Annotated in this window: 16 protein-coding genes and 1 pseudogene; 8 read left to right on the forward strand and 9 right to left on the reverse strand. The window is 70.0% G+C overall.

Features of this window, described 5'->3' with window-relative positions:
- Positions 1-41: 41 nt before the first annotated feature.
- The 8 genes and pseudogenes from ACW9J6_RS16120 to ACW9J6_RS16155 all read right to left on the reverse strand — a co-directional run.
- Positions 42-446 (reverse strand): annotated as a pseudogene (locus ACW9J6_RS16120) (IS6 family transposase); the annotation flags it as partial.
- A 203-nt stretch (positions 447-649) separates the two neighbouring features.
- Complete coding sequence (locus ACW9J6_RS16125; protein WP_457117498.1) at positions 650-886, reverse strand: hypothetical protein; 237 nt, start codon at positions 884-886, stop codon at positions 650-652.
- A 159-nt stretch (positions 887-1,045) separates the two neighbouring features.
- Positions 1,046-2,062, reverse strand: coding sequence for a TRAP transporter substrate-binding protein (locus ACW9J6_RS16130; protein WP_457117499.1), 1,017 nt, complete (start codon positions 2,060-2,062; stop codon positions 1,046-1,048).
- A 321-nt stretch (positions 2,063-2,383) separates the two neighbouring features.
- Positions 2,384-3,652 carry a plasmid replication protein RepC gene (gene repC / locus ACW9J6_RS16135; RefSeq protein WP_457117500.1) on the reverse strand — a complete coding sequence of 423 codons (1,269 nt, stop codon included), beginning with the start codon at positions 3,650-3,652 and terminating at the stop codon, positions 2,384-2,386.
- Positions 3,653-4,349: 697 nt separating this feature from the next.
- Positions 4,350-5,597 (reverse strand): plasmid replication protein RepC, encoded by a 1,248-nt coding sequence (gene repC, locus ACW9J6_RS16140; RefSeq protein ID WP_457117501.1) that lies wholly within the window; start codon positions 5,595-5,597, stop codon positions 4,350-4,352.
- Between the two features lie 203 nt (positions 5,598-5,800).
- Complete coding sequence (repB, locus tag ACW9J6_RS16145) at positions 5,801-6,823, reverse strand: plasmid partitioning protein RepB (RefSeq protein WP_457117502.1); 1,023 nt, start codon at positions 6,821-6,823, stop codon at positions 5,801-5,803.
- Positions 6,820-8,046 (reverse strand): plasmid partitioning protein RepA, encoded by a 1,227-nt coding sequence (gene repA / locus ACW9J6_RS16150; RefSeq protein ID WP_457117574.1) that lies wholly within the window; start codon positions 8,044-8,046, stop codon positions 6,820-6,822. The genes repB and repA overlap by 4 nt, the downstream gene beginning before the upstream one ends.
- A gap of 1,432 nt (positions 8,047-9,478) precedes the next feature.
- Entirely contained in the window at positions 9,479-10,162 is a 684-nt protein-coding gene (locus tag ACW9J6_RS16155; RefSeq protein WP_457117503.1) for a GntR family transcriptional regulator, read from the reverse strand.
- Positions 10,163-10,355: 193 nt separating this feature from the next.
- Here ACW9J6_RS16155 and ACW9J6_RS16160 point away from each other — a divergent pair, with 193 nt between their 5' ends.
- From ACW9J6_RS16160 to ACW9J6_RS16190, 7 genes are all read left to right on the forward strand, one after another.
- On the forward strand, positions 10,356-11,390 hold the full coding sequence (locus tag ACW9J6_RS16160) for a 4-hydroxythreonine-4-phosphate dehydrogenase PdxA (protein WP_457117504.1): 1,035 nt from the start codon (positions 10,356-10,358) through the stop codon (positions 11,388-11,390).
- A gap of 306 nt (positions 11,391-11,696) precedes the next feature.
- Positions 11,697-12,986 (forward strand): MFS transporter, encoded by a 1,290-nt coding sequence (locus ACW9J6_RS16165; protein ID WP_457117505.1) that lies wholly within the window; start codon positions 11,697-11,699, stop codon positions 12,984-12,986.
- A gap of 32 nt (positions 12,987-13,018) precedes the next feature.
- The gene (locus ACW9J6_RS16170; protein WP_457117506.1) at positions 13,019-13,906 is read left to right on the forward strand and encodes an NAD(P)-dependent oxidoreductase; all 888 of its coding nucleotides are present in this window, start codon (positions 13,019-13,021) and stop codon (positions 13,904-13,906) included.
- A complete protein-coding gene (locus ACW9J6_RS16175; RefSeq protein WP_457117507.1) occupies positions 13,903-14,862 on the forward strand; it encodes an amidohydrolase family protein in 960 nt (319 codons plus the stop codon). Before ACW9J6_RS16170 ends, ACW9J6_RS16175 begins: the two co-directional genes overlap by 4 nt.
- A gap of 155 nt (positions 14,863-15,017) precedes the next feature.
- Positions 15,018-16,322, forward strand: coding sequence for an MFS transporter (locus ACW9J6_RS16180; RefSeq protein WP_457117508.1), 1,305 nt, complete (start codon positions 15,018-15,020; stop codon positions 16,320-16,322).
- A gap of 124 nt (positions 16,323-16,446) precedes the next feature.
- Positions 16,447-17,727 (forward strand): MFS transporter, encoded by a 1,281-nt coding sequence (locus tag ACW9J6_RS16185; protein WP_457117509.1) that lies wholly within the window; start codon positions 16,447-16,449, stop codon positions 17,725-17,727.
- A gap of 11 nt (positions 17,728-17,738) precedes the next feature.
- A complete protein-coding gene (locus ACW9J6_RS16190; RefSeq protein ID WP_457117510.1) occupies positions 17,739-18,656 on the forward strand; it encodes an amidohydrolase family protein in 918 nt (305 codons plus the stop codon).
- 85 nt (positions 18,657-18,741) lie between these two features.
- Here the strand turns inward: ACW9J6_RS16190 and ACW9J6_RS16195 are convergent, their stop codons facing one another.
- Positions 18,742-20,070 (reverse strand): NAD(P)/FAD-dependent oxidoreductase, encoded by a 1,329-nt coding sequence (locus ACW9J6_RS16195; RefSeq protein WP_457117511.1) that lies wholly within the window; start codon positions 20,068-20,070, stop codon positions 18,742-18,744.
- A 220-nt stretch (positions 20,071-20,290) separates the two neighbouring features.
- Between ACW9J6_RS16195 and ACW9J6_RS16200 the strand changes: the two genes are divergently transcribed.
- Positions 20,291-20,767: an Lrp/AsnC family transcriptional regulator gene (locus ACW9J6_RS16200; RefSeq protein WP_457117512.1), complete on the forward strand. Its 477-nt coding sequence runs from the start codon at positions 20,291-20,293 to the stop codon at positions 20,765-20,767.
- The last annotated feature ends 59 nt before the right edge of the window (positions 20,768-20,826 follow it).

The following is a 20,826-nucleotide window of genomic DNA, read 5'->3' on the forward strand; positions in this document are numbered from 1 at the left end:
CGTCGCTTCGATGACCGCCGCGATGTCCGCGATGAACCGGGCATTATCTTGCGGAAGAAGCGCTCGGCCGCTTCCAGGTCGCGGTTGGCGGTGAGCAGGACGTCGACCGCCGCGCCGTGCTTGTCGATGGCCCGGTAGAGATACCGCCACTGGCCACGCACCTTGATGGAGGTCTCGTCGATCCGGACCGAGCCGCAGGGGGGCCGACGGAACTGCCGCAGGCGCTTCTCGATCAGCGGCGCGTAGGCGAGCACCCAGCGGTTCAGGGTGGAGTGGTCAACCCTCAGGCCTCGTTCCAGGGACAGCTCCTCGATATCGCGATAGCTCAGCGGGTAGCGCAGGTACCACGCGACCGCCTGCACGATGAGTGCCGCCTCGAAGGGCCGGCCCTTGAAGTCAGCCTTGGCGCGCTGCTTGAGCTTGTCGGCGATGGCGGACAGGATCATGGGCCGGCTCCAAGGCGGAGGCGGCAGGCTGGGCAGGTGTGGTTAACGATCCTTGAGCGGGGATCCGTTCGCGTTTGCGACAAGCCCCTGCGAGCCCGGCGGCACTGTGACCCCCTCGTTCCGGGGTCTCGGGAGCCGGCCGTGGGAAAGCCCAACCTCCTCTCCGAGAATCGTCGTGCAGGAGCGACCTGTTCGCGCTTTGACTAACGCTGCTGCCGGCCATTGAGCGGGGGGCCTTCGCACGCTTGATGGGCGTGCTGGCTCTGCTCGAGCGCGATCACTCGTCCCATGGCGATGAAGCTGCGCAGCCGGGCCGTGTGCAGCGAGGCCTCCTGCTGCCGGCGCGCCTCGCCCTGCTCCGGCGCGCTGCGCTCCAGCTGCTGCACCGCCTCCTTCTTCCGCTCCAACATCTGTCGTGCGCGATCAAGATCAGAGTGCATGGCTCTCCTCCAAACACCAAGATGAGTCTACCGTGGTGACCGGCGGGATGTCCATTCGATCGCGCATTCGCAATTGCGAAATCTATTCGCACCCGCAGCAAGACTTTGCGCCGCTGCGGTCGTGCCGGTCATCTCAGCGCTAGCCTGCGCGCGGAGGCGTCACGCACCGAGCGGGCCCGTGAAGCTCTCGAGGGCGCGCCAGGCCTCGGGGCCGAACTTGGCTTTCCACTCCGCGTAGTAGCCCGCACGCACCAGCGCCGATCGGAAGGGCTCCCGGTCGGGCTTGCTGATGGCCAGTCCCCGGGCCCTCAGCAGGGCCTCGGCATCGGTATCCATCCGCACGAACACCTGCCGCTGCCTCTCCACGGCCGCGTCGAAGCGGCGCCCGATCAGGTCCTGGGCGTCGCGGGGCAGCGCGTCCCAGGTCCTGCCATGCGCCAGGATCCACAATCCGTCCCAGCTGTGCCCGGTCCGCGCGAGGTACTTCTGGACCTCATAGACCTTGGTGGCCTCGATCTGCGGCAGGGAGTTCTCCATCCCGTCGGCCATCCGCGTCTGCAGGGCCGCGTAGGTCTCGCCGAGGTTGATGGTCGTCGGCGAGGCCCCGAGCGCCTTGAACAGCGAGGTCAGCAGGGGGCTCGGCGGGACGCGGATCTTCAGGCCCTGCAGATCGGCCACGGTGGAGATCGGCCTGACGCCGGTGATCACATCGCGAAACCCGTTGTCGACGACCCGGAAGGCCCGCAGGCCGAACGTTCCGAGCGCCTCCCGGATGCGCTCGCTGAGCGGTCCTCCGTCGAGGCAGGCCCAGAGGGGCCCATAGCTCGGGAAGGCGTAGGCGACACCCGGGATTCCGGCGAGCGGGACCAGGGTCTGGAGCGAACTCACCGAGGTGAGTGTGAAGGCGAGCGCGCCGGAGCGCAGCTGCGACTGCATGCTCAATTCGCTCCCGAGTTGGCTGTCGGGATAAAGCGCGATGTCGATCTCGCCGTTGCTGTCGGCGCGGATCGCGTCCAGCGCCTCGACGAGGCAGGTCGTGGCGGGATGCGACTGCGGCATGGGCGAGCCCATGCTCAGGCGGGTGACCGTGGTCTGGGCCTCCGCGCGCCGCGGTGCGAGCGGCCAGAGGAGCGCTGCGGCAGCGGTCTGCCTCGCGAGCGTTCTGCGTGTCAGCATCCCAGACCTCCCTCGTCATCGTCGCCGGCGTCGTCCCGGTCTGCCGCCGAAGCTACGCGCCCATGGCGGGTTTGACAGCGCCGATTGCCCGGAAACCGGGCTGCAGGCCTCGTCGCGTCGCGCCGGAGGCGACCCGGACGGCCGGCGCGTGGTCGACAGTCCTACGCGTTCTCCCCTGCCCTCTCGGATGGTGCGGGCGACGATGTCCTGGTGATCCGCTCGTTCCCTCCGCGATCGCGGCATCACTCGCAGGAGTGACGGATCCGGGCTTCGCCCGCGCGCTCCGCGGGAGGTGATCCGCTCCGACTTCGCGGAACCGTCTCAGCGGTTCTCCACCCGGCCGGTTTCCAGTCGGGCCTGATTGAGCGCCTGGAGGACCGGTCCGAGACTGAAACGACCGGCCTTCTTCCGTTCGACGAGCGATCGGAGATATCCGCCCGGGCTTCTGATCCGATCAACCCTCTGCAGGATGGCCGCCACCGTGATGGCGGCGGCCTCGTCACCCATCTCGGTTTTGGCCTCGCGCCACGCATGGGGACTGATCCCCATCGCCGCGCGGACCTGATCGGCCGTGTCGATCAGGTCCGCCCAGGTCCGGATGTCATTGCGAGCGTACATCCGGATGTCCGGACAGGTCGCCAGCACGAAGCCAAGTGGGTAGGTCGTCCGCACCGTCGGGATGTCGGCACATAGCGGCTCGGATGCCGGACCTGGCGCACCGGCATCCTTCTTCTCCGTCCCGGGTGCCCTTTCTGAATCAACGTCATTCGGGTTTGAATTGTGTATGTGGCGTTCGTTCCGGCTGCCTCTGCCGTCTGAATCTTCGGAATCATGTCGCTCGATGAGCCTCTTGCTCACATCGCGCACGAGCACTTCCATGGCATCGCCGGCCGCCGTGAGATCGGCCAGTGAGCGTCTGCGCGGCAGCCGACCGAGGAGGGCGGCGTAGCGGAGGCGGCACTCGGCCGCCGGGGCCTCTCCTCCCCGGGAGTCCAAGGCCTCGATCAATTTGGCGCAATCCCGCCGCAGCAGCGTCAGCCGCTCCCGGGCGATCCGCAGGGCGAGCGCGACCGCCCGCACCTCGTCCGCCAGAGCGGCGAACTCCGCGGCCCGGGCGACCAGGGGCGACAGGTCGAAGCCGTAGGCGTGGGTGATCTCCCCGCTCGCGTCGCGCCGCGCGTAGCGTTTCCCGTTGGGGCTGTCCCGCCGGATCAGAATTCCGGCCTCCGCGAGTGCGCCCAGGTGGCGGCGCAGGGAGGTTTCGGACAGGCCCCGGGTGCGCTGGCCCAGAGCTGCATTCGACGGGAACACCACCAGATCGGCGCCGCTCCCCCGCACCAGGGCGGTCTCGGGATGGAAGCTGAGCAGCGCCTCCAGGACGGCGAGGGTCTGGGCCGACAGGCCCAGCCGCTCGCGAGCGGCCGTGAGGTCGCGCAGGACCGTCCACTTGTTCGCGATAGCGTCGGACGGGCAGTTGTCCCCGGCCACCTGTGCGGTCACCTGAGCCGCCGTCAGCGGACGCCGTCCGAAAGGCGTCGTGAGCGTGAGCGGCGGGCTAGCGCCCGCGCGCGGGGATTCGTCGGCAATCATCGTCCCGGACTCCGTGGTCGGGCCGCGACAGGTCGTTCGGAGACGCCGTTCGGACGCTCCGCTCCACAAGCAAAGCCTCACCGTTGCGAGAAGAGGCTTTCTCGCTTGACGCCGAGGGGCATCTCGTGGCTTGTAGGGACTGCTGACATCTCTACTCACCACTTCGGTGATCGACGGCCTCACCCTTGCCGGGGTGGGGCCGTTGGCTTTTCAGGGTCTGACGTGCTGCGGCTGGCGGTCTCCCGTATCCGGCAGGCGTGCGGGCGCGACGCGCTGCCAAGCAAACCATGTCGGTCGACGCGGAGGAGAGAGTCAACGACGACCTGTCCGCGAATCACTGCGGAATGTCGTTAAGTGCTCCGAAGCCTGTGAGCAGCGATGGATGTTGGTTCACGAAGCACCATCGTAAGGTGACGCGACGGGCTTGATGCTTCGACATTCGTCGACTCGCGTATGGTTCCACCCGATTCACGGATTGACGCGTGAAACGTGAGTCTGTCCGCGAATCATCTGTCCGTGTGCGTTGCGACCGGCTGATCGAGCCACGCGTCGGATCGCCGGATCGGCGCGATACCGACGAGGGCAGCCCTCGCCCCACGGGCGGCACCGCACGCGAACCAGCGCCACGAGACTCATGATCATCAAAGCGTCTCGTGTCGTCGCAGTGGGTGTCTTCTTTTCTTTGCGACTGTGTAATCTACGTTATTCCGCAAGGATTTGCGTCGTTACGCAAAGCAAATGTCGTCATCGCTTGGGTGACGCACGGCATCGCGGACGGAAGCGTTGGGCCCTCGCGCACCTGCCGGCGCATCAGGGCCATGATCATGGCTCCCGTCGAGAACCTGCCCAATCGCGCACGGGCCGTGAGGGCACGAAGATATCCGCCGGGATTCCTGATCTGGTCGGCACGTTGCAGGATCGCCGCGAGCGTCACCGCGGCGTCGGCATCACCCAGGGAGGTTCTCGCCTCCTCCCAGGCGCTGGGGCTGATCCCGAGCATTCCCCGCACCTTTCCGGCCGTCGCCACGAGGTCACGCCACCCCGTGATGCCGTGGCGGTCGTACATCGCGATGTCGGGGCAGGCCTTCAGGACCGAACCGAGGCTGAAGGGCATCGGCTTCGACCGAGGCCGCTCCTCGGCAGCCGGTTCAAGACTCACAGTGGGTTCTGATTCTGAATTCTGATGGTGACGCTCGCTGCGACCGTCACTGCCGTTCAGATCGACGGCATCAGCGTGCGATTCCAACACCTTGCCGAGGTCGGCCGCCAGGGCCTGCAGCCCGGCCGTCAGAGGGTCCAGCGTCGCGGCGGTGGCCAGCCGGGGCAGGCGATGGCAGAGTTCCTCGAACCGGGTCCGAAGCGGCCCCCAATCGGCCGTGATCCCGGCCTCGGCGGCCGCGGCCAGCATCTTCCCGATATCTCTGCGAAGCAGACTGACCCGCTCGCGGGCCAGGGCTGCCTGCCGGCGCGCGTGCTCGACCTCCCCGGCCATGCGCTCGAATTCCTCCGCCCGCGCCACCAGGGGCGTGAGATCGAAGCCGTAGGCGACCGTGACGGTCCCCTCCCCTCCTCGGCGCGCGTAGCGTTTGCCGTTCGGGCTGTCGCGTCGGATGATCAGGCCCGCGGCGACCAGGGCCTGCAGCTGACGGCGCAACGTGGACTCCGCCATGCCGTGGGCCCTGGCCGCGAGCCGCCGGTTGGAGGGAAACACGGTGAGGTCCGGGCCCGGCACCATCGCGGTCTCGGGCAGGAAGGTCAGCAGTGCGTTCAGCACCGCCAGCGCGCGGTCCGAGACGCCGATCCGGTTGCGGCATTCCGTGATCGACCGGAACACCTTCCATTTGTGAGCCGGCTTATCAGCGGGGCATGCGCGAGCCTTCGCCTGGCTCGCCACCTGGGCAAGCGTCAGCGTTCGCCGCCCGAAGGGCGTCGTCGGGTGATCCATGGCTTTGCCTTCGTTCAGGCAAAGGAAATCCGCTCGCCAAAACGGCGTCCGACGCTTGACGGCGATGAGCGGAAGTGCGATCCCTTCGTTGCCACACTAGGGAAAAGGGCTTCCGGGACGATCGTTCTGGGGGCCTTTTTCTTTTGCCTGGGTTGCTCCGGGTTACGGGGTTACGGGGTACGCCACGCCATCACGGCCGGCCCTCACGAGCCGGCCTTGAATTCCGCATACAGGTCGCGCAGGCGGGTCAGCACGAACTCCGCGAAGTCCGGCGACTTGCGCCGGTCGATTGTCAGAGACACGCGATCCTCGTCCTGGGTGACCTTCGCCAGGGTCTCGCCGCTCGACGTCGACCAGTTCTCCATCCTGGCCCGCGCCGGCTGCGGCTTCGCCGCCGCGATCACCTGTTTGAACCGGACTTCGCTCTCCTGGGCGGCGAACGCGGGATCCGCGATCGCCGTCCGGATCGCTGCCGCACTCCCCGTCTCGGCCATCAGCGCAGCCAGTTCGAGCCACGCCCGCCGGCCGACGCCGGGAGCCGGGCCGATGGCGGCGATGACCTCCTCGGGGATCTTCGTTGCGACCGACAGCATGTTCGAGAGGTCGCTCTTGTAGATCGACATCGCCGCCATGATGGTGGCGCGGCTGAACGCCCGCTCCTCGAGGCGGCGGGCGAACAAGCATTTCTCGATGTACGACAGGTCCTCGCGCTCGTGGTTCTCCTGCCCCTGCGCGACGACCAGCTGCTCGTCCGTGAGATCGCGGACGACGGCGCGCACCCGCAGGCCGAGCGCCTTGACCGCCTTGAGACGGCGGTGACCGAACGCGATCTGGTACCGCCCGTCCGCCTCGGGGTGCGGACGCACCAGGATCGGGTTGAGCTGGCCGTGATCGCGGATCTTCTCGGTGAGGCTGGCGAGGGCCTCCTCGGAGACCGGCATGCGATCCGACACGAAGGACGGATCGACCAGCGCCGTGTCGATCTCGACGATGACCTGGCCCTCGGTGAGCCTCTTCTCGATCTCCTCGGCGCGCTTGACCCGCTCGCTCACCTCGCCGAGGGATTGGCCGATCGCGCCGACCGGCCGCGCGGCCGCGTCGGCGATCAGCTCCGGCGCACCGAGAATGGGCCGCGCCCTCATGCGGTTGACCGCCGGGGCGGGCGCCTCGGGCGCCGCGGAGTCCTTGCGCTTCGCGAGATCGCTGAAGAGGGCCTTCCTGCTCACGCCGCCCTCCCCCACGCCTTCTTGATCTGGGCTTCGATCTCGGTGTTCACGTTGGTCACGGCCTCCACGGCTCGGTCGTAGGTCGAGCGGGTGAATTGCTGCCGCTCGACCTCGAAGATGGTCTGATTGGTCAGGCCCGCATCCGAAATCGCCGTGCTCTTCAGCATCGGATGGATCAGGACGTGCTCGCCGAAGATCGAGCGGAGGAACGCGACCATCTGGTTCTGCGGCCCGTCTCCCGGCTCGAAGCGGGTGATCAGGTACTTCATCCAGTCGTAGGACGTCGACGCGCCGTGGCGGCTGACCTCGTCGAGCAGGTCGCCCGTCATCTGCAGGAACTGGCTCATCGACATCACGTCCAGCATCTGCGGATGAACGGTGATCAAGACGGCCGTCGCGGCCGTGAGCGCCGAGAGCGTCAGGTACCCGAGCTGCGGCGGACAATCGATGACCACGACATCGTAGAGGTTCTGCGCCTGCCCGATGGCCTGCCCGATCCGGGCGAAGAACAGCGTGTCTCCGGTCTGCCGCTGGAGCAGAGCCTTCGGCGTGTCGTGCTCGAACTCCATCAGTTCGAGATTCGCCGGAACGATGTGCAGGTCCGGGATGTACGTCGCGCGCACGATCTCGGCGATCGGCCGGCGCTGATCGTCGTAGCGGATCGCGCCGTACAGGGTCTCGTTCGGTCCCACATGCGTTTCGGGCTGGTGACCGAACAGGGCCGACAGCGAGGCCTGCGGATCGAGGTCGATGGCGAGGACGCGGTATCCGTGCAGCGCGAGGTGCTGGGCCAGATGCGCCGCGGTGGTGGTCTTCCCGGACCCGCCCTTGAAGTTCATGACCGTGATCACCTGCAGGTGCTCGTTCGGTCCGCGATGGGGCAGGTACCGTCGGTTCCCGCGGGTGCCCTGGTCGAGCCGCTTGCGGAGCTCGTGGATGTCCTCCACCGTGTAGCTGCGCCGGCCGTTCTTGAGCGCCGGGGCGACCCCGTTCTCCTCGGTCGCAACCTGTCTCAGGTACGATTCATGGATGCCCAGCAGCTTCGCGGTTTCGGCGGGGCTGAAGGGGCGGATGGACTTCTCGGCTTCGGGCGGAAAGATGCTGCGGTGGTGGGCCTGCAGCTGCGACGACAGCTCGGCGCCGTGGCGCTGCACCAGGTCCTTCAGTTGCGAAGAACGGGGGGTGGCGGGCGGAGCCGCTGACCTTGCCTTCTCGGCGCTCATCTCGTTGTCCGTCGCCAGCATCGCTTTTCGGCGCAGAATCGGGCAAACTGCGCGACTGGCAGGGTAGGGGCGATTCTAAGTGCTTGGCAAGGGGCTTGACTGCAACGACTCGGCTGATGATCCAGGGGCTACAGCGCGGTTAGCCGCGGCTAACCGCCGGGCACCGAGGCGGTGTTAGCCGCGGCTAACGCCGAGGATCGCCGGTGGGGATAAGAGCGGGCTTCGCCCGCGCCGCAATGCTCCCGGCCGTAGCAGCACGGTCGGCCCCGCGCAAAGCTGTGGAGTCGTCTCGCCAACTCAGCGCGCCTTGGTCCAACGCCGCCCCGATGCGAAGGTCGGAGCGCTGAGGAAAGGTGCCGCGCGCTGTGCCTCGTGCACATGATCGCTCGGGGCTGTGGGAGACGCGCGAGCCGGTCGAAAGCGCGGGCGATCGGTGACGGCGCGCGACCGGCTGGACGGGGATTGCGACCGACACCGGAGGCCCCATCAGACCGCTCTCGATCGCCGTTCAACGCTCTGCCAATGGACCAGCCCGCGTCCGGCCGGGATCAGGAAGGGAGGCGACGACCCGACTGGTCCGTCCTGCGCGGGTCCGGACCTGCGCACGAGCGTGCCCTCTGCGGAACCACGCTCGTGACCCTCCTTTGCACGGCGGCATTGACGGTGGAGCGGACGCCGCAACGACCGACCGAGGCTGGTTTGTCACCGGTCGTCGGGAGCGACCGCCTGATGGTGTGCAGAGCATGTGCAATGATCCGGTGCCGGATCGCGCAACGACCCGTGGCCGATCGATGCTTGAGTGGGTCGCGATGGACACCCGAGCCCGAGCAACCCGGCTGGTCGAGGCGCGGTGAGAGATGTCACCATGCGCGACCCTCGGCAAGTGATCCTCGCCATCGCGTGGTGGAAGCCATCGCGGCAAGCGCGTCCTCCCAGGTGCAGCGAGGAACTCCTGCGTGAGGTCTCAGAGCGGCGAAGAAACCACCAGCCTGGCGGGTGTCAGACCGGGTCCGCCATCGTCGGCAGCGATCGATCGCTTCATCGCGTCCGTGCCAGCCTGCCGGACCCTGGCGCTCTGGGCGCCTTAGCTACCGTCCGTGGCGCGTCACGTCTGCGATCGGGCCACGCGGGAAAGGGTACAGCGCATCCGGTCGAACCGGGGAGGCGGCACAGGGAAGGACCCGCCGGGTCGGGTCGTCGACTCACGCCTGGCACCCGCACCGCCGGATGTTCCTCGACGCGGCGGCCTCCGCGACGCGCGTGACCGCGCGAGGCCGGCCCGAGCCGGCGATCCTCCAGGGCTCCGAGCGGTGCTGGGCGTGAGGACCCCGTCGCCCGCGGAGCGTCGACGCGCGGGGGAGGGCGCTCCACGACGATTTTGGTATCCGCCCGCGGGGCCCGCAGCGGCGAACAGGGGCACGGCTGGACGCGCTCAGATGACGTCCTGCACCCGAATCCAGGTCGCCTCGAGGTGGCGGGCAATCACCGCGGCGAGCCGCTCGGCATCGCGGGCTTCGAGGGCGAGCACCATCTCGTCGTGTTCGGCCACGGCGCCGGCCCACTTCTCCGGCGCATCGCTGCCGACGAACCGAATGCGCCGCAGCCGCGACTGGATGCCCTCGTGGGTGGCGGCCAGGAACGCGTTGCCCGACAGGGTCGCCAACCCGGCATGGAAGGCCTGGTTCCGCTTGAAGTATTCGAGCCGGGCGCGGACCGCGTAGTAGTCCATCATCTCGTCGTGCAGGCGGCGCAAGGCCGCGATCTCCGCATCGCTCGCCCGCCGGCAGGCGAGGCGAGCCGCCGTGGTCTCGAGGGCCGCCAGCACGTCGAGCATGTCGCGGACGTCGCGCGGCGTGAGGCGGCGCACGATGGCGCCCCGCCCGGGGACCAGTTCGATCAGCCCCTCGCTCGCCAGGAACTTCAACGCCTCGCGCAAGGGTGTGCGCGACACCCCGAGCGCCTGACCGAGTTGGCCCTCGTGGATGCGGCTCCCCGGGGCGAGGTGACCCTCGATGATGAGGTCGCGGATGCGTCCCACGAGTTCGTCGTGAAGGGTGCGCCGACTGACCGGCGCCATCCGGTCGAGGTCCGGCAGCCCCTCGTTGCTCACGTCCATCCCCCGCCTCTCAACCGCCAGACCTCCTAGCATGGGGCCTACTCCTCCTGCCACTCGCGCGTCCGGCGACCCACAACACCGGCCGGGCCATCGATATGCGGCGCATCCTGTATTCCTGCATACAGCATTCTTGCGTGCAGGTCAGCCCGGCCCTATAGAAGAAGCAGTTGAGGAAGCCGCAGGTCTCGCGCCCATGCCCGAAACGATCCCCGATACGTCGCGTCCCGTGCTCGCCGTCGCGATCGGCGATCCGGCGGGAATCGGGCCAGAACTCGCCGCGAAGGCCGCAGCCGATCCGGAGATCCGCGCCGCCGCCCGGCTGCTGATCGTCGGCGACGCCCGTGTCCTGCGCCGTGGCGCCGAGCAGGCCGGCGTCGCCCTCGACATCGATGTGCGCGGTCCGGACCGGGATCTCACGCCCGGTGAGCGCCCTGTGCTGCTCGACCTCGCCCATCTCGACCCCGACGCGATCACCGTCGGGGAGGTGCAGCGGGAGGGCGGCGCCTTCGCGCTGCGCAACTTCCGCGAGGCGATCGGCCTCGCCGCCTCCGGGGTAGCGCACGCGGTCTGCTTCACGCCGTTCAACAAGGCGGCGATGCGGCTCGCTCATCCGCCCTACGATGACGAGATCGGCTTCACCGCCGAGGTGCTGGGGCTGAGGAACGTGCCGGCCAAGGAGTTCAACATCCTCGAGGGCCTGTGGAACGCGCGCATCACCTCGCACGTGCCGCTCTCGGCGGTGGCCTCCCTCATCACCTACGACGCGGTGCTGGAGGGCCTGCAGCTCACCAACCGCTCGCTCAAGGACAGCGGCTTCGCCGCCCCCCGGATCGCGGTGGCGGGCCTCAACCCACATGCGGGCGACGGCGGCAATTTCGGCCATGAGGATGACGCGATCATCGCGCCCGCCGTCGAGGCCGGCCGGCGCGAGGGCATCGACGCGCAGGGACCCTTTCCGCCCGACACCGTCTTCCTGCGCGCCACGAAGGGCGCCTTCGACGCCGTGCTGACGATGTACCATGACCAGGGCCAGATCGCGATGAAGCTGATCGGCTTCGACCGCGGGGTGACCCTCCTCGGCGGCTTTCCCTTCCCGATCTGCACGCCCGCCCACGGCTCGGCCTACGACATCGCCGGACAGGGGATCGCCAATCCGGGAGCGACCCGGGCGGCACTGCTGCTCGCCGCCCGGATGGCGGGGAGGGGGGCTGCCCGGAAGGCGGCCTGATCGCCGGCGTCGATCCCGGTCGACGGAGCGGTTCGCCTCGTCGGGCGCCGAACCCCGCAGCGGCGGCCGGGATCGGGACATGTCAGGGCGAACCCGTCATTCGAGCCGCCACCAGCTCGGTTCGTCGACGGCGCTCATCGTGACATCGGGCCTCGTCGCGGCGCCGAGTCCCTGCAGATGATCGGTGCAGGACCACGCCGTGCCTTCGGCCAGTGGCCCCGAAAGAAGTATAAGCCGGTCGATTTAACCAATAAAAAAAGCGAATAAACGCACGATCATGCCACGCTACGGTGATGGGAGGAAGTCATGCTCGGTTATCGCCGCGGAGGCGCGCCGCTCAACGTCCTGATCCTGCTCTCGGCGATGTCATTCCTGCTCTACGTCGACCGGGTCAACCTGTCGACGGCGGCCTCCTCGATCCAGGCCGAACTCGGGATGACCAACACCCAGCTCGGCATCGCGTTCTCGGCGTTCGCGTATTCCTACGCGGTGTTCCAGATCATCGGCGGCTGGGTCGCCGACCGGGTCGGCTCGCGGCTGACGCTGGTCGTCTGCGGCTTGATCTGGGTGGTGACGACGATCGGTACCGGGCTGGTCGGCAGCTTCGCCGCCCTGCTCGCGGTGCGCTTCGTGCTCGGCATCGGCGAGGGCGCGACGCTGCCGGCCGCGGGCCGCGCGCTCACCAACTGGACGCCGCGGGCGAAGCGCGGTCTCGCGCAGGGTGTCACCCATTCCTGCTCGCGCTTCGGCAACGCCGTCACGCCGCCCCTCGTCGCCTTCCTGATCCTCACCCTCTCGTGGCGGATGTCGTTCATCGTGCTCGGGGCCGCCACGGCTGTCTGGGTCGTCGCGTGGTGGCTCTATTTCCGGGACGATCCGCGCACCCACCGCGGCGTGGTGCCGGGCGACCTCGCCGACGTGCCGCCCTACGCTCTCAGCAGGGGGAAGGCCGACGCGGTGCCGTGGGGACCGCTCCTGCGCCGCATGGCGCCGACCATGATGGTCTACTTCTGCTACGGCTGGACCGGCTGGCTGTTCTTCACCTGGCTGCCGGTGTTCTTCAAGCACGGCTACAACCTCGACATCAAGAACTCGGCGATCCTGTCGTCAGGCGTGTTCTTCGCCGGAGTCGTGGGCGACACGGTCGGCGGAGTGATTTGCGACTGGGTCTACCGCCGCACCGGCAGCCTCGAAGCGGCGCGTGCCCGCGTCATCATGGTGAGCATGCTGGGAGCGGCCGCCTTCCTGGTCCCGGTGCTCTTCGTGCGCGATCTCGCGGGCATCGCCGTCCTGCTCAGCTGCGCCTTCTTCATGATCGAGCTGACGATCGGGCCGATCTGGGCCGTGCCGATGGACGTGGCGCCGCGCCACGCCGGCACCGCGAGCGGGCTGATGAACGCCGGCTCGGCCGTCGCCGGGATCATCTCGCCGATCCTGTTCGGCCTCATCATCGACGCGACCCAGAACTGGACCCTGCCCTTCGCCGGCTCGATCGGCCTGCTCCTCGTCGGCGCCGCGGCGACCTTCTGGATCAAGCCGCAGCGGCAGGTGGCCGGCCCTGACCGAAGCCTCCCGCACGCCGTCCCGGCCGCGTGACCCCCTCCCGCAACCTCCACGGACGCTGACCCATGCCGGCCTCTCCCCGCATCGCTTTCCTCGGCACCGGCCTGATGGGGGCCCCGATGGCCCGCAACCTCCTGCGCGCCGGCTTCGCGGTCACCGCCTGGAACCGCACGCCCGCCAAGGCCGCGGCGCTCGGGACGGACGGCGCGACGGTGGCCGAGGACGCCAGGATGGCCGTCCGCGACGCCGACCTCGTGATCCTGATGCTGGAGAACGGCGGTGTCGTCGAGGAGGTGCTGTTCGCCGCCGGCACCGCGGACGCCATCCCGGCGCGAGCGGTCGTGGTCGACATGAGCTCGATCAAGCCGGCCGAGGCGCAGGCTCACGCCGCGCAACTCGCGCGCGCCGGGATCGCCCATCTCGACGCGCCGGTCTCCGGCGGCACCGTCGGGGCACAGGCGGGCACCCTCGCCATCATGGTTGGGGGCGAGGAGCAGGCCTTCGCCAGCGCGCAGGCCGCGCTGCAGGCGATGGGCCGGCCGGTCCATGTCGGGCCGCACGGAGCCGGGCAGCTCGCCAAGCTCGCCAACCAGATCATCGTCGGGGTGACGATCGGCGCGGTGGCCGAGGCCTTGCTGCTCGCCCAGCGCGGCGGCGCCGATCCCGCCAAGGTGCGCGAGGCCCTGCGCGGCGGCTTCGCGGAGAGCCGCGTCCTCGACCTCCACGCCGAGCGGATGATCGCGCGGGACTTCACCACCCGCGGCCGCTCGGTCACCCACCTGAAGGATCTCGACAACGCCCTCGACGCCGGCCGGCGCCTCGCGTTGGACGCGACGCCCTACACCGCGCTCACCGCCGACCTGTTCCGCGGCCTCCTCGACCATGCCGGCGACCTCGACCATTCTGGGCTGCTGGTGGAACTCGAGCGCCGCAACCCGGGCGCGCCCGCATGAGCGCCGACCGCGTCCTGGCGCTGCTCGGCGAGGTGCTGCCCGAGGGCATCGTCGACGCGCACCATCACCTCTGGGCCCTCGGGGAGGGCCACTATCCCTGGCTGCAGGAGCGATACGCCGGCGAGGCGTTCTTCCTCGGTCCCTACCCGTCCCTGCGCCGGGACTACGGCGTCGCCGACCTGCGGGGCGATTGCGCGCCGCTGCGGCTCGCGGCCACCGTCCACGTCGAGGCGGAGCGTGCGCGCGACGAGCAGGTGGCCGAGACGCGCTGGATCGACGCCGTGCGGGCCCGCGACGGGCTGCCGGGCGTCACGGTCGGCCACGTCTCGTTCCTGCAGCCCGACCTCGACGCGGTGCTGACGGCGCATCGCGAGAGTCCCGCCTTCCGGGGCGTCCGCTCCAAGCCGGTCACCGCCGCGGCGCCCGGCCTGTCGGTGGCGGGCGAACCGGGCTCGCTCCAGGACGAGGCCTGGCGGGCGGGCCTCGCCCGGCTCGCGGCCCACGGCCTGTCCTGGGACCTGCGGGTGCCGTTCTGGCACCTCGCCGAGGCCGCGGAGGCCGTGGCCGGGCTGCCGGACGTCCCGGTGATTCTCAACCATTGCGGCCTGCCCCTCGACCGGTCGGAGGAGGGGCTCTCCGCGTGGCGTCGGGGCATGGCGCGCCTGGCGGACCTGCCGCAGGTCAGCGTCAAGCTCTCCGAGTTCGGCCTGCGCGGCGGGCGCTGGGACGAGGCCGGCACCGTGCGGGTGGTCGCCGAGACGGTCGCGCTCTTCGGCGACGACCGGGTGATGTTCGCCAGCAACCTGCCGGTCAGCCGCCTCTCGGCCGACGTGCCGCGGATCGTCTCGGCGGTCCTGCGCGGCCTCGGAGCGTCCGACCCCTCGCGCCTGCGCCGGGTGTTCTCCGACACCGCGCGGCGCGTCTACCGGATCGCGCCCGGCCCGGAGACGCGATGACGACGCCACGGTGACCCGAGCCGCGGGCCGGATCCTTCGGGGCGTTCCGGCCGCCGCCGCGCGGCCCGGGACGAGGACAGAGGGAGACCGACCGCGGCTCGGAACCGAGACACCGAACCACCCCGCAACGCCAGCCAATTCGTGGGAGGAACCCCGTGTCCAGCATCGCCATTCCGGCCCCCGTCGCCGGCCTCTCCGTCCGGGATGCCGCCTACAGGAAGGCGACACTCCGCATCGTGCCGCTGCTCGTCCTGGCGTTCCTCGCCGCCTATCTCGACCGCGTGAATGTCGGCTTCGCCAAGCTGCAGATGGCCGCCGACCTGCAGTTCAGCGACGCCGTCTACGGCGCCGGGGCCGGGATCTTCTTCCTCGGCTACTTCCTGTTCGAACTGCCGAGCAACCTGATCCTGCACCGGGTCGGCGCCCGCACCTGGCTCGCCCGGATCATGGTGACCTGGGGCCTGATCTCGGCCGCCACGATGCTGGTCCAGACGGCCTGGCAGTTCTATGCCGTGCGCTTCGCCCTCGGGCTCGCCGAGGCGGGATTCATGCCGGGCGTGATCTACTATCTCGGCGCCTGGTTCCCGGCGGCGCGGCGCGGCCGGGTCGTCGGCCTGTTCTTCATCGGTCTCGGGGTCGCCGGGCTGATCGGCGGCCCGCTCTCGGGCCTGATCCTGGGGCGCATGTCCGGCCTGCTGGGCTATGCCGGCTGGCAGTGGCTGTTCCTCCTCGAATCCCTGCCGAGCATCATCATCGGCGTCGCGCTGCTGCTGCTCCTCGAGGACCGGGTCGAGAAGGCGGGCTGGCTCAGCCCCGACGAGAAGGCCGTCATCGCCGAGGACCTCGCGGCGGAGCGGGCGGCCAAGCCGTCGCTGACGCTCAAGGCCGCGCTCACCAACCGCTACCTGATCCTGATGACCGGGATTTTCTTCATCTGCAATCTCTGCCTCTACGGACTGAGCTTCTGGCTGCCGACGCTGATCACCAATATGGGGATCAAGGATCCGGCGATGGTCGGCGTCGTCTCGGCCCTGCCGAGCCTGTGCGCCATCGCCTCGATGATCCTCGTGAGCCGCAGCTCGGACCGGTTGCAGGAGCGCCGGTGGCACCTCGCCGGGCTCTACCTGACGGGCGCGGTCGGGCTCGGATTGTCGGTCCTGTGGCAGAGCCAACCGGTGCTCGGCGTCGTCGCGCTCTGCCTCGCGACCGCCGGCATCCTGGCGATCCCGCCCCTGTTCTGGAACCTGCCGACGGCGATGCTCTCCGGCGTGGCCGCGGCGGGCGGGCTCGCGGTGCTCAACTCCTTCGCCAATCTCTCGGGCTTCTTCGGCCCCGCCATCGTCGGCTGGACCTCGCAGGCGACCGGCAAGACCGAGCTGTCGATCCTGTTCCTGGCGTCCACCCTCGTGCTCGCCGCCGGGCTGATCTTCCTGATCCCGGCGCGGCTGGTGAACCGCTGAGCCGGCCGCGCAGCCCCGCCCCGGAGGGCGCGACCCGGCCCGACCGGCAGGACACCTGGAAACGCTTCGTCCGCCAGCAGGCCGCAAGAGCCGGGCGGCCCCATCCGTCGGGAGGAGACCCGCCATGGACACCATCGTCGCCGGACCCGGCGCCCTCGCCAGGACAGCCCCCACACGGGTGCGCTGGCGGATCTTCGCGGTCGTGTTCGCGCTCGTCGTCATCAACCTGATCGATCGCACCGCCCTGTCGATCGCGATGCCGACCATCGCCCGCGAATTCGACCTGTCGCCGACGATGCAGGGCGTGATCCTCTCGTCCTTCTTCTGGACCTACGCGCTGCTGCAGGTGCCGGGCGGCTGGCTCATCGACCGCTACGGCCCGCGTCGCCTCATGGCGGGCGCCACCATCGCCTGGGGGGTGTTCCAGTCCCTCGCCGCGCTGGCGACGGGCGGGCTGTCGCTCCTCCTGTCCCGGCTCGGCCTCGGCGCGGCCGAGGCGCCGCTGTTCCCCGCGGGCGCCAAGCTCAACGCCATCTGGCTGTCGCCGCAGGAACGGGGCCGGGGCGCGGTGCTGATGGATTCGGGCTCGCCCCTGGGGGCGGCGTTCGGCGGCGTGATCATCTCGTTCCTGATCCTCGCCCTCGAATCCTGGCGCCTCGCCTTCCTGGCCGCGGGCCTCGGCACCATCGCCCTCGGCGCGCTCGCGTGGCGCACCCTGCGCGACGATCCCGCCCTCCACCCGCAGGTCAACGCCGCCGAACGCGAGATCATCCGGGCCGCACCGGCGGGCGCTCGTCCGGTCGAGGCGCCCCCCCGGATCGCGCCGCGCTCGCTCGCCGGCCTCATGCTCGGCCGGATGGCCTGGGCGATGATCAATTTCGGCCTGCTGACCTGGGGGCCGAGCTACCTCGCCCAGGCCCGCGGCTTCGATCTCAAGCAGATGGGTTCGGCCACCTTCGTCATCTTCCTCTCCGGCATGGCCGGCTCGCTGTTCGCCGGCTTCACCGCCGACGCGCTCTTCGCCCGCGGCTGGCCGCGGGCCGTGGTCTATCGCGGCATGCTGGGCCTCTCCGGCCTCGCCATCTTCGTGACCTTCGTGGCGTTGCCGCAGGTCGCGAACCCGGTCGGCGCGGTGGCGCTGCTCTCGGTGACGCTGTTCTTCCTCTACTGGGGCAGCCTGTACTGGAGCCTGCCGCCGCTGCTGGCGCCGGCCGGGAAGGTCGGTCTCGTCGGCGGCATCATGAACTTCGCCGGCTCCGCCAGCGGCATCGCCGTGCCGATCATCACCGGGCTGATCCTGCAGGCGACCGGCGCCTACCTGGCGGTACTGATGTTCTTCGCCGCCTGTGCCCTCGTCTACGTCGCCGGCACGATGCTGATCGCCTACCCGCAGCCCCGAGCCTGAGGGAGGCCCGGATGTCCCGCTACGACGGACCGATCCTCGATTCCCACCAGCACTTCTGGGAGCCCGACCGCAACCCGCATCCCTGGCTCAGGCCCGGGGTGCGGATCCCGTTCCGCTACGGCGATTACGAGGCGATCAAGCGCCGCTACCTGCCGGACGACTACCGGCGCGATGCGGGACCCCACCCGATCGTCGCCAGCGTCTACGTCGAGACCGAGTGGGAGCCCACCGATCCGCTCGGCGAGACCGCCTACGCGGCCGGCCTCGCCGCCGCCTGGGGCCTGCCGAACGCGATCGTGGCGCAGGCCTGGCTCGACCGCGACGACGTGGCGGAGGTGCTGGCCGGGCAGGCGGCCTGTCCGCTGGTCCGCAGCGTGCGCCACAAGCCGGGCGGGCCGCAGGCGCCCGATGCGGTCGGCCGGTGCCGAACCCTGATGTCGGACGAGCGCTGGCGGACCGGCTACGCGCTCCTGCGGCGGCACGGCCTGCGCTTCGACCTGCAGACCCCCTGGTGGAACCTCGATGAGGCGGTCGACCTCGCCCGCGACTTCCCCGGGACCCCGATCATCCTCAATCATGCGGGGCTGCCCTCGCGGCGCGATCCCGGCAGCCTCGCCGCTTGGCGCGCCGCGATGGCCCGGTTCGCCGCCTGCCCGAACGCCGCCGTGAAGGCCTCGGGCCTCGGCCAGCCCGGCCGGGCCTGGACGCCGGAGAGCAACGGGCCGGTGGTGCGCACCCTGATCGACCTGTTCGGCGCCGACCGGGTGATGTTCGGCTCGAACTTCCCGGTCGACAGCCTGTGCGCGGACCTCGCCCCGATGATCGACGGGTTCAGGACCATCGTGGCGCCCTTGCCGGACGCGGAACAGGAGGCGTTCTTCATCGGAACGGCGCGGCGCATCTACGGCCTCGCCGCGGCCGGGAGCTAAAGCGTCCGGCCGCGATCCGGGGTTGCGGCAGGTCGTCATCGCGCGCCGGATCGGGGGAGGGGAGGAGGCTCGGCCGTGGTGCCGGTCAGAACTCCGCCACCTTGCCCCAGGCGGAATCGGCGAAGCGGTCGGGGTGATAGGGGCGGGGATCCACCAGGGGCGTCGCCCCGGTGACGAGATCAGCGACGAGGTGGCCGGCGCCCGGTCCGATCCCGAAGCCGTGGCCGCTGAAGCCGGCGGCGAGCACGAAGCCGGGCAGTCCCGTGACCTCACCGATGGCCGGCACGCCGTCGGGGGTCGAGTCGATGTAGCCGGCCCAGGCGGCCGAGATCGTCGTGGCGCGCAGGGCCGGCAGCAGGGCGAGCGCCCGCCGGTGCGTCTCCGCCACCAGGCGCGGGTCCGGCCGCGGGTCGAGGATGCGCAGGCGCTCCATCGGGGTCTGGCGGTCGAGGCGCCAGCGGGCGGCCGTCTCGTGGCCGGCCCGCCAGCCCCCGAGGCCGCCGGGACGCAGCGCCCGCCAGCGCCGCGCGAACATCGGCAGGAACTCGCGGGCGTAGAGAATCTGCTGCGGCGTCGGATCGACGCTGGCCCGGCCGCTGATCGCGAGCGTATGCCCGCCATTCTCGCCGCGGCGGGTCACCGAGATGTCGGCGGTGTGGAGCGCGTCCGGCAGCCCGGTGACCTGCGGCGAGACCGCGAGGATCGAGGAGCGCACCGCGGATTGCGGGAAGCGCAGGCCGAGCTGGCGGCAGAAGGAGGAGGCCCAGGCGCCCCCCGCCATCACCACGGTCCGGGTGCGGATCGTGCCCGCCTCGGTCACGACCGCGCTGACGCGGCCGCCCTCGGTCTCGACGCCCCGGGCGGCGCACATCTGGTGCACGCTGCCCCCGGCCTTCATGACCCCGCGGGCGACGACCGGCACCGCGCGCGACGTGTCGGCGATGCCGTCCGAGGGCGAGAAGACGCCGCCCTTCCACGATCGTCCCGTCGCGCCGCCGCGCTCCGCCGCCTCGGCGGCATCGAGCATGTGCGTCGTCACCCCGACGCCCGCCGCGAAGTCCCGCCACCTGGCCCAGCGGGCGATCTCGGCCTCGTCGTTGCTGAGGTAGAGGAGGCCGCAGCGGCGGAAGCCCGGATCCTCGCCGATCTCCACCGCGAGCCGCTCCCAGAGGTCGAGGCTCTTCGTCGCCAGGGGCAGTTCGCGCGCGTCGCGGTTCTGCTGCCGGCACCAGCCCCAGTTCCGGCTCGACTGCTCGGCCCCGACCCGGCCCTTCTCCACGAGCGCGACGCTCACGCCGCGGCGGGCGAGGTAGTAGGCCGTGAAGGTGCCGACGACGCCCCCGCCGATCACCACCACCTCGGCCGCCTCGGGCAGGGTGGGCGTCGACTCGATCGTCAGGAGCGGCGCGGGCATGTCGGTCTCCGGCAGGACGACCCCATTCTAGCGCGCCCGCGCAGCCGGACGCGTCGCAGATGCGCCCGGCGCAGCATAACGTACCGCTGGCACGGATGATGCTGCCGCTTCGTGCCGTTCCCCGCGCCACCCGCCGCCGCGCTTGTGCCGGAGCACCGACGCGGCATAATCTGCCGCCGCGCCCGCTGACGGGCCGGCGACCCGTCAGCCCGGATCGCCCATGCAGCTCGACCGAATCGACATCAAGATCCTGTACGAGCTGCAGAAGAACGGCCGCGTCACCAACGTGGAACTGGCCGAGCTGGTGAACCTGTCGCCGAGCCCCTGCCTCATGCGCGTGAAGAAGCTGCAGGCGGCCGGCTACATCACGGGGTACTCGGCGCAGATCAACGTCGCCAAGCTCGGCCAGACGCTCACGGTCTTCACCGAGGTCACCCTGAAGAATCACCGCCAGATCGACTTCGCCCGCTTCGTGGCGGCGCTGGAGAAGGAGGAATCGGTCGCGGAGTGCCACCTCATCTCCGGCGGCTACGACTACCTCGTCAAGTTCGTGACCAGCGGCATCGCCGAATACCAGACGATGATGGAGCGCTTCATCGATATGGACATCGGCATCGACAAGTATTTCAGCTATATCGTGCTGAAGACACCGGTCCACCGGGGCTACATGCCGCTGACGCGGCTGTTCCAGGCGTGACGCGGTCGACGACGGAGGGCGAACCCCGCGCTCTCCGGATCTCTCCCGCGGGCGCTGCC

It is taken from the genome of Methylobacterium sp. JK268 (genome assembly GCF_054052225.1).